Source organism: Paraburkholderia sp., from assembly GCF_024281035.1.
Classification (GTDB): Bacteria; Pseudomonadota; Gammaproteobacteria; order Burkholderiales; family Burkholderiaceae; genus Paraburkholderia.
Genome location: NZ_JAMXLH010000050.1, coordinates 243,175 through 255,453, shown reverse-complemented (window position 1 = coordinate 255,453; position 12,279 = coordinate 243,175). Strand labels below are relative to the sequence as shown.

At 62.5% G+C, this 12,279-nt stretch carries 10 protein-coding genes; 6 read left to right on the top strand and 4 right to left on the bottom strand.

Going from position 1 to position 12,279, the window contains the following annotated elements; all coding sequences use genetic code 11:
• Position 1: 1 nt before the first annotated feature.
• Positions 2-448, top strand: a complete 447-nt coding sequence (gene dut / locus Q0L30_RS17450) for a dUTP diphosphatase (protein WP_296658928.1) — start codon at positions 2-4, stop codon at positions 446-448.
• 159 nt (positions 449-607) lie between these two features.
• Here the strand turns inward: dut and Q0L30_RS17445 are convergent, their stop codons facing one another.
• The 3 genes from Q0L30_RS17445 to clpS form a co-directional block, all read right to left on the bottom strand.
• Positions 608-1,924, bottom strand: coding sequence for an amino acid permease (locus tag Q0L30_RS17445; protein WP_296659014.1), 1,317 nt, complete (start codon positions 1,922-1,924; stop codon positions 608-610).
• 185 nt (positions 1,925-2,109) lie between these two features.
• Entirely contained in the window at positions 2,110-4,407 is a 2,298-nt protein-coding gene (clpA, locus tag Q0L30_RS17440) for an ATP-dependent Clp protease ATP-binding subunit ClpA (protein ID WP_296658925.1), read from the bottom strand.
• Positions 4,404-4,718: an ATP-dependent Clp protease adapter ClpS gene (gene clpS / locus Q0L30_RS17435; protein WP_028213389.1), complete on the bottom strand. Its 315-nt coding sequence runs from the start codon at positions 4,716-4,718 to the stop codon at positions 4,404-4,406. The genes clpA and clpS overlap by 4 nt, the downstream gene beginning before the upstream one ends.
• A 603-nt stretch (positions 4,719-5,321) precedes the next feature.
• Between clpS and cspD the strand changes: the two genes are divergently transcribed.
• Complete coding sequence (gene cspD, locus Q0L30_RS17430) at positions 5,322-5,528, top strand: cold shock domain-containing protein CspD (protein ID WP_017776809.1); 207 nt, start codon at positions 5,322-5,324, stop codon at positions 5,526-5,528.
• A gap of 455 nt (positions 5,529-5,983) precedes the next feature.
• Here cspD and icd read toward each other — a convergent pair whose 3' ends face one another.
• Complete coding sequence (gene icd, locus Q0L30_RS17425) at positions 5,984-7,240, bottom strand: NADP-dependent isocitrate dehydrogenase (protein ID WP_296658886.1); 1,257 nt, start codon at positions 7,238-7,240, stop codon at positions 5,984-5,986.
• A 476-nt stretch (positions 7,241-7,716) separates the two neighbouring features.
• On the opposite strand from icd, the gene Q0L30_RS17420 reads away from it, so the two are divergent.
• The 4 genes from Q0L30_RS17420 (at position 7,717) to fusA (ending at position 12,054) form a co-directional block, all read left to right on the top strand.
• A complete protein-coding gene (locus tag Q0L30_RS17420; RefSeq protein WP_296658885.1) occupies positions 7,717-8,304 on the top strand; it encodes a pseudouridine synthase in 588 nt (195 codons plus the stop codon).
• Positions 8,305-8,649: 345 nt separating this feature from the next.
• Positions 8,650-8,847 carry a hypothetical protein gene (locus Q0L30_RS17415; RefSeq protein WP_296658882.1) on the top strand — a complete coding sequence of 66 codons (198 nt, stop codon included), beginning with the start codon at positions 8,650-8,652 and terminating at the stop codon, positions 8,845-8,847.
• Positions 8,848-9,070: 223 nt separating this feature from the next.
• Positions 9,071-9,586, top strand: a complete 516-nt coding sequence (locus Q0L30_RS17410; protein ID WP_296658880.1) for a DUF192 domain-containing protein — start codon at positions 9,071-9,073, stop codon at positions 9,584-9,586.
• Between the two features lie 362 nt (positions 9,587-9,948).
• The gene (fusA, locus tag Q0L30_RS17405) at positions 9,949-12,054 is read left to right on the top strand and encodes an elongation factor G (RefSeq protein ID WP_296658877.1); all 2,106 of its coding nucleotides are present in this window, start codon (positions 9,949-9,951) and stop codon (positions 12,052-12,054) included.
• The last annotated feature ends 225 nt before the right edge of the window (positions 12,055-12,279 follow it).

Here is a 12,279-nt window from a genome sequence, read left to right as displayed (position 1 = left end):
CATGAAAATCGACATCAAGATCCTGAACGAACGCATGCGCGACCAGTTGCCCCAATACGCGACGCCCGGCAGCGCGGGGCTCGACCTGCGCGCGTGCATCGAGACGCCGCTCACGCTCGAACCGGGCGAAACGAAGCTCGTGCCGACGGGGCTCGCGATCCATGTCGCCGATTCGGGCTACGCGGCGCTGATCCTGCCGCGCTCGGGGCTCGGCCACAAACACGGCATCGTGCTCGGCAACCTCGTGGGGCTGATCGATTCGGACTACCAGGGCGAGCTCATGATTTCGACGTGGAACCGCGGCCATACGACGTTCACGCTCAATCCGCTCGAACGCCTCGCGCAACTCGTGATCGTGCCGGTCGTGCAGGCTCACTTCAATATCGTCGACGACTTCGAGACGAGCGAGCGCGGCGCGGGCGGTTTCGGCAGCACCGGCAAGCACTGATCGCGCACGCGGCGCATTAACCGGCAAACGCAGGCAAAGGCAGGCAAAAGCCAGCCAAAGCAGGCAAAGGCCGCGCAAGCATGAAAAAAGCACGCCTGGGCGTGCTTTTTGTGTTTCCGGCGCCTCGATTATCAGGCGTCGCGCAACCGGTTACGAAGCTTAAGCGGCTTCGCCAGCCGCTTCGAGACGCCGCCGGTACCAGAGCACATACACGGCCACCAGCGCGACGAGGAACGCGAGGCCGTACACGAGCGTCATGGCGAACTCGCGCGTGAACGCGGTCGTGATGAGAATGCCGGCCATCAGCAGTGCGCCGAGCACGCTCGTGAACGGATACCCCCACATGCGAAAGGCCGGCTTGGGACCCGCATGGCGCGCACGGAAAAAGAGGTGCGTGACGAAGATCATCAGCCACGTGAACATCGCGCCGAACATCGCAATCGACATCATCAGCGTGAAGGCCGTTTGCGGCCAGAGCGCGTTGAGCACCGCCGCCACCGCGATGCCGATGGTCGAGAGCGAGAGCGCAGCAGCGGGTACGCCGTGGCGCGTGAGACGGCCGAATACGGCGCTCGCATAGCCCGCGCGCGAGAGGCTGAACATCATGCGCGTGGTGATGTAGAGCTGACTGTTCATCGCCGACAACGCGGCCACGAGCACGATGAAGTTGATCGCCCCCGCAGCGTACGGAACGCCCGTTGCGGCCATCACTTTCACGAACGGGCTTTCGTTCGCCCCGGCTTCGGTCCACGGCACGATCGCGAGCATCAGCGCAAGCGTCAGCAGATAGAACAGCACGAGGCGCAGCATGGTGCCGCGAAACGCACGCGTGACCGCGCGCTGCGGATCGCGCGCCTCGGCCGCCGCAACGGCGATGGTCTCGACGCCCAGATAGCTGAAGAGCGCGACGATCGTGCCGACCCACACGCCCCACCAGCCTTTCGGCAGCAGGCCGCCGTGCGACGTGTAGTTCGCGAAGCCGACACCGGAGCTTGCGGGCGCACGCCACACGAACCATGCGCCGAGCACGATGAACGCGACGATTGCGGCGATTTTCAGGCTGGAAAACAGATACTCGATGGTGCCGTACGCACGCACGCTCATTGCGTTCACAACGATCAGCGCCGCCGAAAACCCGATGATCCAGTAGAGCCCCGGCACCTGGGGGAACCAGAACTTCATGTAGACGGCGATGGCGGCCACCTCGGTGCCGACGGCGAGCACGTAGGCCGACCAGTACGCGTAGCGCACGACGAAGCCCGCCATCGGCCCGATATAGTGCTCTGCGTAGGCGCCGAACGAGCCGGACGTGGGATGCGCGACGGTCATTTCCGCGAGCGCGCCCATCAACAACAGTGCGACCAGCGCGCCAATCGCATACGAGACGAGCACGCCCGGCCCCGCAAAGCTGATCGCGAAGCCGCTACCGAGGAAAAGCCCGGTGCCGACCGCGCCGCCGATCGCGATCATCGTCATCTGGGCGGCGGACAAGCCGCGCCGCAAACCGCGCTCGCGCTCGACGATCGAATCGAACGCGCCATTTTTATCTGCTGCCAAAACAACCCCCTGCTGCGCACGTTTAATCGGTACGTGCAAAAACAAAACGGCGCGGGCTCGGGCGCCCACGCCGTTTACCTCGTATTAAAGCGCCAAAGAAGCGCTTATTCTACTTCGACCGCCTCCGGGTTCGGATTACGCGGCGCCGGATGCTCGTCGAACGTGAGCTGCACCTTGTCGTCGGCATCGACGTCGACGGTCACGCGGCCGCCGTTCATCAGCTTGCCGAACAGCAGTTCGTCCGCCAGTGCACGGCGGATCGTGTCCTGGATCAGGCGCTGCATCGGCCGCGCGCCCATGAGCGGGTCGAAGCCGTGCTTCGCGAGATGCTTGCGCAGCGCATCGGTGAAGAGCGCATCGACCTTCTTCTCGTGCAACTGGTCTTCCAGCTGCATGAGGAACTTGTCGACGACGCGCATGATGATCTCTTCATCGAGCGCGCGGAAGCTGATCGTCGCATCGAGCCGGTTGCGGAACTCGGGCGTGAACATGCGTTTGATGTCGGCCATTTCGTCGCCCTGTTCGCGGCGGCTCGTGAAACCGATAGTCGACTTGTTCATCGCCTCGGCGCCCGCGTTCGTCGTCATGACGATGATGACGTTGCGGAAATCCGCCTTGCGGCCGTTGTTGTCGGTCAGCGTGCCGTGGTCCATCACCTGCAGCAGCACGTTGAAGATGTCCGGGTGCGCCTTTTCGATTTCGTCGAGCAGCAGCACGCAGTGCGGCTTCTTCGTGACGGCTTCGGTCAGCAGACCGCCCTGGTCGAAGCCGACATAGCCCGGCGGCGCGCCGATCAGGCGGCTCACCGCATGGCGCTCCATATATTCGGACATGTCGAAGCGGATCAGCTCGATGCCGAGCGTGAACGCAAGCTGACGCGCCACTTCGGTCTTGCCGACGCCAGTCGGCCCCGAGAACAGGAACGAGCCGATCGGCTTGTCGGTCTTGCCGAGCCCCGCGCGCGCCATCTTGATCGAAGCGGACAGCGCGTCGATAGCCGGATCCTGGCCGAACACGACGGCCTTCAGATCGCGGTCGAGCGTCTGAAGCTTGCTGCGGTCGTCCTGCGACACGCTTTGCGCCGGCACGCGCGCGATCTTCGAGATGATCTCTTCGATCTCGCTCTTGCCGATGGTTTTCTTCTGCTTCGACTTCGGCAGGATGCGCTGCGCTGCGCCCGCCTCGTCGATCACGTCGATCGCCTTGTCGGGCAGATGACGGTCGGTGATGAAGCGCGCGGACAGCTCGGCCGCCGCATTGAGCGCGCCCGAGGAGTACTTCACGCCATGGTGCTCTTCGAAACGGGATTTCAGCCCGCGCAGGATCGCGACGGTCTGCTCCACGGTCGGCTCGACGACGTCGATCTTCTGGAAGCGCCGCGAAAGCGCCGCGTCCTTTTCGAAGATGCCGCGATATTCGGTGAAGGTCGTCGCGCCGATGCACTTGAGCGTGCCCGACGAAAGCGCCGGCTTGAGCAGGTTCGACGCATCGAGCGTGCCGCCCGACGCGGCGCCCGCGCCAATCAGCGTATGAATCTCGTCGATGAAGAGAATCGCGTGCGGACGCTCCTTGAGTTCCTTGAGCACGGTCTTCAGACGCTGCTCGAAGTCGCCGCGATACTTGGTGCCCGCCAGCAGCGCGCCCATGTCTAGCGAATAAACCTGCGCGTCGGCGAGGATATCGGGCACTTCGCCGCGCGTGATGCGCCAGGCGAGCCCTTCCGCGATCGCGGTCTTGCCCACGCCCGCTTCGCCCACGAGCAGCGGATTGTTCTTGCGGCGGCGGCACAGCACCTGCACGACGCGCTCGACTTCCAGTTCGCGCCCGATCAGCGGATCGATGCGGCCGTCCTTCGCCATCTGGTTCAGGTTCTGCGTGAACTGGGCGAGCGGCGTTTCCTTCTGGCTCGCGGCGTCCTCGGCTTCGGCGTTGGCCTCGCTTGCCTTGGCGGCTTCGCCGCTGCTGGTCTTCGCGATGCCGTGCGAAATGAAGTTCACCACGTCGAGACGCGTGACGCCCTGCTGCTGCAGGTAGTACACCGCGTGCGAGTCCTTCTCGCCGAAGATCGCGACGAGCACGTTCGCACCCGTCACTTCCTTCTTGCCGTTCGAGGTGGACTGAACGTGCATGATCGCGCGCTGGATCACGCGCTGAAATCCGAGCGTGGGCTGCGTATCGACGTCGTCCGTGCCTGGAACCGTCGGGGTGTTGTCGTGAATGAAGTTGCGCAGGTTCTGACGCAGGTCTTCGATATTCGCGGCACACGCGCGCAGCACTTCCGCCGCCGTTGGATTGTCCAACAGCGCCAGCAGCAGGTGCTCGACTGTTATGAACTCGTGCCGTGCCTGACGTGCTTCCATGAACGCCATATGCAGGCTGACTTCCAGTTCCTGGGCAATCATGCTTCCTCCATCACACACTGCAGCGGATGCCCTGCCTGCCGTGCGTGGGTAACGACTTGCTCAACCTTGGTCGACGCGATATCCCGCGTATAGACCCCACAAACTCCCCTGCCTTCGCGATGGACCTTCAGCATGATCTGCGTCGCGGTCTCGCGGTCCTTATTGAAATATTCCTGAACGACCATCACGACGAATTCCATCGGCGTGTAGTCGTCGTTCATCAAGACGACCTTGTACATGGAGGGCGGTTTGACCTTTTGCTCCTGCCGCTCCAGTACGGTTGAATCCTGCTTGTCCGGGATAATCGCCATACACCCATTCTAAACAACTCGGACAGGCCCGCAATCCTGCCGCGAAACCCGACCGGACGGCCGGTAAAACCGCCGCGCGCGTGCCCTGCGCCGCGCGCCCTCCCCGTCCAGCCACTACCGGCTGCGGGGCCGGTTCGAGACACGCAAGGCGCACGTCTTGCGTGCGCCAAACCTGCCGTTTTCCTGCTGCCGGCGGCCTTTTCGCCACCGGTCGATTTGAGTATCGCACAACCCGCGCGGCGCCGTTGGCGCGTACTGTAAGGGGCCGCACCAAGCCGGGATAATTCCGCACTGCAGCGCGGCTCGTGTCCGCCGATTATGCGTCTTTTCAGGGGTTGCCGCCCGCCGTGATGCTGCACTTGGGAAAAGCAGTAAAAACCCTGGCCATGTTCTCTTTACAACGCGTCATACAACGTCTCAAAATATTCTTGACAGCAGAATAAAGAGCCTCAACAATCAAGCTGGCACTTTTTTCAACCGTTTCAAATTCGAAAAAATGCCGTTGGTGAGCTTGTTTGTGAGGAGGGGGCGATCGCATTACGTGGTCGTTTGGCTTTTCGAACTGCTCGTGTGGTAGTGACATGAGTTACAGGGGAAGTAGGTATGGCAACCGGTACGGTCAAGTGGTTTAACGACGCGAAGGGTTTCGGATTCATTACGCCTGACGAAGGCGGCGAGGATCTGTTCGCTCACTTCTCGGCCATCCAGATGAATGGCTTCAAGACCCTCAAAGAAGGTCAAAAGGTGAGCTTCGAGGTCGTGCAAGGCCCGAAAGGCAAACAGGCATCGAACATTCAGGCAGCAGCCTGATCTGTTCGATACCCGTACCTTGGAAACCCGGCTTCGGCCGGGTTTCCTTTTTGTCGCACCCTTTTCTGCATTTACTGTTGAAAACAGGGTCAAGTTTCACCGCGCCATCGCGCGACACCTGTGACAGCGCACCGCATCCATATTCCGGCTGGATAGAACGGCAGCGGTAAAAGCCGCGCCGCGAAATAAATACGCCCACCGCCTGAACGGTTCGATTCAAACCCGAATATTTAAATGGCATAACCAGGCAAATCGAGCCGATTTACACGTTGCCGTCGCCGATGCGGTTCACATTGGCGGTCTGCGTCAATTGAGACACTTCGCCACACCGCCCGAATGCCGTTCAATACGACCGGATAACGCGCACTTTCCCGAGCACCCAAAAGACAAAAACCCCGGCGACACATCGTGTCCACCGGGGCTTTCGAGAATGACGCCGAACGCGCCAGGGCAACTTACATATTTTCGATCATCACCTGCCCGAACGCCGAGCACGACACCTGCGTCGCGCCTTCCATCAGCCGCGCGAAGTCGTACGTCACGCGCTTTTCCTGAATCGACTTTTCCATCGACGCGATGATGAGATCGGCGGCCTCGGTCCAGCCGAGGTGGCGCAGCATCATCTCCGCCGAAAGAATCTCGGAGCCCGGATTCACGTAGTCCTTGCCCGCGTATTTCGGCGCCGTGCCGTGCGTCGCCTCGAACATCGCCACCGAATCGGACAGGTTCGCACCCGGGGCGATGCCGATGCCGCCGACCTGCGCCGCCAGCGCATCCGAAAGGTAGTCGCCGTTCAGGTTCAGCGTCGCGATTACGTCGTATTCCGCGGGGCGCAGCAGGATCTGCTGAAGGAACGCGTCGGCGATCACGTCCTTCACGACGATGTCGTGACCGGTTTTCGGATTCTTGAACTTCATCCACGGACCGTCGTCGATCAGTTCCGCACCGAACTCGCGCTGCGCGAGCGCATAGCCGTAGTCGCGGAACGCACCTTCGGTGTACTTCATGATGTTGCCCTTGTGCACGAACGTCACCGAGCGGCGATCGTTGTCGATCGCATACTGCAGCGCCTTGCGCACGAGGCGGTCGGTGCCCTCGCGCGAGACCGGCTTGATGCCGAGGCCCGACGTTTCCGGGAAGCGGATCTTCGATACGCCCATCTCTTCGCGCAGGAACCGGATGACCTTCTTCGCGCCTTCCGATTCGGCGGGCCACTCGATGCCCGCGTAGATGTCCTCCGAGTTCTCGCGGAAGATCACCATGTTGACCTTCTCGGGCGCGCGCACCGGAGACGGCACACCCTTGAAATACTGCACCGGGCGCAAGCACACGTAGAGATCGAGCGTCTGGCGCAGCGCCACGTTGAGCGAACGGATGCCACCGCCGACCGGCGTCGTGAGCGGCCCCTTGATCGACACGACGTAATCCTTCACGACTTCCAGCGTTTCGTCGGGCAGCCATACGTCGGGACCATAGATGCGCGTGGCCTTCTCGCCGGCATAGATCTCCATCCAGTGGAGCTTGCGCTTGCCGCCGTAGGCTTTTTCCACCGCCGCGTCGACCACCTTGATCATCACCGGCGTGATGTCGACGCCCGTGCCGTCGCCCTCGATGTACGGGATGATCGGCTGATCCGAGACGTTGAGCGAAAAATCCGCGTTGACGGTGATCTTCTCACCGCTCGTCGGAACCTTGATGTGCTGATACGACATGATCGACTCCAGTTGAGGACTTGGCTGGTGGTAGCGGGTAATTCACAGTGCAAGCGGATCCGGCGAAGTGTGCGCGCGAAACATGCGCGGCCCCGCAGCATCCGTTGCGCTCAATGCTTGCGGACTGGCTCGCGGCTGCGCGATGGCGCTGCGAACGGCCCGTCCGCCTAACGTGCTGAATGGACTGGCTGGTATTCTAGCCCACGCCCCGTCGCTGCATGCCACACGCTCCGACGGCGCACAGGGCGTGCGACGCCACGCCAGGCGGCCCACCTGACAGCACCAGCGCGCTACGGATAGCCAAGCCCGCGCGGGCGCATCGAACGAAGCACCCGCGAGGCACCCTGTGCCTGAGCCGATCCATGACATCCGGCCCGGCGTCCCGCCCGATGCTTTAACATCTCGCCGCATCGCGACGCAATTTCGACGCAACGTCGACGAAACCTCGACGAAACCTCTTTCCCCACCCGGCTCTCATGCGTTTAATCGCCCTTAACAAACCGTTCGGCACGATTTGCCAGTTCTCGCCGCACGAAACACGCGCTTCTCTCGCGGACTGGGTCAAGGTGCCGGGCGTCTATCCGGCGGGCCGCCTCGATTCGGACAGCGAGGGCCTGCTGCTGCTGACCGACGACGGCGCACTCCAGGCACGCATCGCCGAGCCGCGCCGCAAACTCGTGAAGCGCTACTGGGCCCAGGTCGAAGGCGAGCCCGGCGCCGACGCGCTCGCAGCACTGGAGCGCGGCGTCGATCTCGGCGACTTCGTGACCCAGCCGTGCCGCGCAAAAACGATCGCACCGCCCGAACATCTCTGGCCACGCAATCCGCCGATCCGGTATCGCGCATCGATTCCCACCACATGGGTCGAACTCGCGATCAGCGAAGGCAAGAATCGCCAGGTCCGGCGCATGACGGCCGCGGTCGGTTTTCCCACACTGCGGCTCGTGCGCGTAGCAATTGGCGTGCTCGATATTTTTTCGCTCGCGATTGCACCCGGCGAAAGCATCGACATTCCGATCGATGCGCCATGGCAACGTATAAATCCCGCACGCCGCTCAGGGTGATTGTTGCATCTGCATTTATTGATCATCGTCAATAGGTGCGGTATCAACGCGTTTTTAAAGAACGAGGCCTCGCGAAGGAAATGAAATTTTCCCGTCAACCGCCGCATTACGCGATGCGTTAAACGACGCAGATGCCGCCGAAGCTATCCGGCATTCAGCCTTCAGGTACCCGCCTTGCGCGCGCAAGCCGCGATGATGGATTACCGACCGCTGGCAGATGCATTCGTAAACTTCTCCGAATTTTTCGAATGTGACTGTCAACCGAAAGGTGGATGGCACCGTTTACCGACCTGACTCCAAAAACCGGGTCACTTGGTTAATTAACTCAAGCTGAGGATTTACAACATGAACAAGCTCATCGCTGCTCTGGTCGCTGGCCTCTTCGCAACGGCTGCTTTCGCACAAGCTTCGGCTCCGGAAGCTGCTCCGGCTGCTGCTGCTTCGGCTGCTCCGAAGGCTAAGGCTGCACACAAGAAGGCTCACAAGAAGGCTGCTCACAAGAAGGCCGCTAAGGCTGAAGCCGCTTCGGCAGCTTCGGAGTAAGCTTGTTGTAAGGCGAAATGTCGATCGGCATTCATTGCCGATCTTCATCGCGTTAAAAGGCAGACCGTCGCAAGGCGTTCTGCCTTTTTGTTTTTCAATGCCTTTCAGGCACTTGACGCGTGCGACGCGTCGCGTGTCACGTTTCGTATTTCACACGCTTTGACCCGCTTCGATCTCCTCGCGTAACATGCGCGGGTTATATCTCAAGCAAAGGAGCCCAGTCGTGCGATTTTCCCTGCGCCCGCTTTTTGCGCTCGCCGTGCCGCTCGCCATGTCGCTCACCGCGGCCGCGGCCCTGACGCTCACGACGCTCGCCATGCCCGGCGTAGCCCACGCCCAGCAATTGCCGGCCGGCGCGAAGCAGCCGAACGCCTTTCCGCGCGCGAAGCTGACCGCCGGCATGTATGTGATCGACGCCGCCGTCGCCGCCAATGACGCCGACCGCGAGCAAGGCCTCATGTACCGCTCGCAGCTTGGGCCCAACGAAGGCATGCTGTTCGCGTTCGGCGAAAACGCCGTGCATTGCTTCTGGATGAAGAACACGCTGATCCCGCTGTCCATCGCCTTCATGCGCGCGGACGGCACGATCACCGACATCGACGAGATGCAGGCCGAGACGACCAACAACCACTGCCCGCGCAATAACGGCGTCTTCGCGCTCGAAATGAGCAAGGGCTGGTTCGCGTCGAAGGGCATCAAGCCCGGCATGCAGATCCAGGGTCTGCCGCCGCTGCAGTAACGCGCGGCGAAACCCGTGCGCACGCGCCGCCCGCAGCGAACGCTGCAAGCCGCGCAGCCGCCCCGCCCCGAAAGCCGGCCCCGCTCTGAGCGGCGCCGGCTTTTTTGCGCCGGTGCGGCCACCTTCCAGCGCACACCGGCACACACCGGCACACACCAGCACATTCCGGCGCATAGCCGACGCTCGCGCCGCCCGCGCGAAATCCGCGCCGCTGCGCGCCCCCTGCAAAAGCGCGTAGCACGCGCTATGCTACTAATCCGGCACCCGCGTAAATCGGGCACCGCGCGTGGCGAAAGGCGACGCGCAACCCGCGCCGCGCGTCGTCCGGCTCCCTTCACGGCGCGTATTCCAAGGAGATCATCGTGCCTCGCAAGACTCCCATCGAGCGCTATCGCAACATCGGGATCAGCGCTCACATCGATGCCGGCAAAACCACCACGACCGAACGCATCCTGTTCTACACCGGCGTGAATCACAAGCTCGGGGAGGTTCACGACGGCGCGGCAACCATGGACTGGATGGAACAGGAACAGGAGCGCGGCATCACGATCACGTCGGCCGCGACCACCGCGTTCTGGAAAGGCATGGCCGGCAATTATCCCGAGCACCGCATCAACATCATCGACACCCCGGGACACGTCGACTTCACGATCGAAGTCGAGCGCTCCATGCGCGTGCTCGACGGCGCGTGCATGGTGTACGACTCGGTGGGCGGCGTGCAGCCGCAGTCGGAAACGGTGTGGCGCCAGGCGAACAAGTACAAGGTGCCGCGCATCGCGTTCGTCAACAAGATGGACCGTGTCGGTGCGGACTTCTTCCGCGTGCAGCGGCAGATCGGCGAGCGCCTCAAGGGCGTGGCCATCCCGATCCAGATCCCGGTCGGCGCCGAGGACCATTTTCAGGGCGTGGTCGACCTCGTGAAAATGAAGGCAATCGTCTGGGACGACGAGAGCCAGGGCGTGAAATTCCTCTATGAGGACATCCCGGCGAATCTCGTCGAACTCGCGACGGAGTGGCGCGAAAAGATGGTCGAAGCCGCCGCCGAAGCCGACGAGGAACTGCTCGAAAAGTACCTCGACGATCACGAGAGCCTGACCGAAGACGAAATCAAGCGCGCGCTGCGCAAGCGCACGATCGCGGGCGAAATCGTGCCGATGCTGTGCGGTAGCGCTTTCAAGAACAAGGGCGTGCAGGCGATGCTCGACGCGGTGATCGACTATCTGCCTTCGCCTGTCGACGTACCCGCGATTCTCGGCCACGACCTCCACGACAAGGAGATCGAGCGCCATCCGAGCGACGAAGAACCGTTCTCGGCGCTCGCGTTCAAGATCATGACCGACCCGTTCGTCGGCCAGTTGATCTTCTTCCGCGTTTATTCGGGCGTGGTCGAATCGGGCGACACCGTGCTCAATGCGACGAAGGACAAGAAGGAGCGTCTCGGCCGCATCCTGCAGATGCACGCGAACGAGCGCAAGGAAATCAAGGAGGTGCGCGCGGGCGACATCGCGGCGGCGGTCGGCCTGAAGGAAGCGACGACCGGCGACACGCTGTGCGATCCGGCGCACGCCATCGTGCTCGAAAAGATGATTTTCCCCGAGCCGGTGATCTCGCAGGCCGTCGAGCCGAAGACAAAAGGCGACCAGGAAAAGATGGGCATCGCGCTCAACCGGCTCGCGCAGGAAGACCCGTCGTTTCGCGTGCAGACCGACGAGGAGTCCGGGCAGACCATCATCTCCGGCATGGGCGAGCTGCACCTGGAAATTCTCGTCGACCGCATGCGGCGCGAGTTCGGCGTCGAGGCGACCGTAGGCAAGCCCCAGGTGGCGTACCGGGAAACCGTGCGCAACAAGGTCGAGGACGTCGAGGGCAAGTTCGTCAAGCAGTCGGGCGGGCGCGGCCAGTACGGCCACGCGGTCATCACGCTCGAACCGCAGGCGCCGGGCAAGGGCTACGAGTTCGTCGACGCGATCAAGGGCGGCGTGATTCCGCGCGAATTCATTCCGGCCGTCGACAAGGGCATCCAGGAAACGCTCAAGGCGGGCGTGCTCGCGGGCTACCCGGTGGTCGACACGAAGGTCACGCTCACGTTCGGCTCGTATCACGATGTCGACTCGAACGAAAACGCGTTCCGCATGGCCGGCTCGATGGCGTTCAAGGAAGCGATGCGGCGCGCAAAGCCCATACTGCTCGAACCGATGATGGCGGTCGAAGTGGAAACGCCCGAGGAGTTCATGGGCAACGTGATGGGCGACCTGTCGAGCCGACGCGGCATCGTGCAGGGCATGGAGGACATCGCGGGCGGCGGCGGCAAGATCGTGCGCGCCGAAGTGCCGCTCTCGGAGATGTTCGGCTACTCCACGTCGCTGCGCTCGCTCACGCAGGGCCGCGCAACCTACACGATGGAGTTCAAGCACTACGCGGAAACGCCGCAGAACGTGGCCGAAGCGGTCATCAACGCTAAAAAGTAATAAGCGAGCGATAAGCCACCAACAGGCGCACACCAGGCGCGTCGCGTTTCCCGAAGCCCGTTCCGTTGCCGGAACGGGCTTTTTCATTGGCGCGCCCGCTGCACCTGTCCCGCCGTCCCGTCCCCGGCCTTCGCCCGCGTCGCCGAATCGCTTAAACTGGACCCGAATTCGTCGTCTGCCGCACCGCCTGCCGCCGTCGCGACTGTCCTGTAAGACACGTCGCGC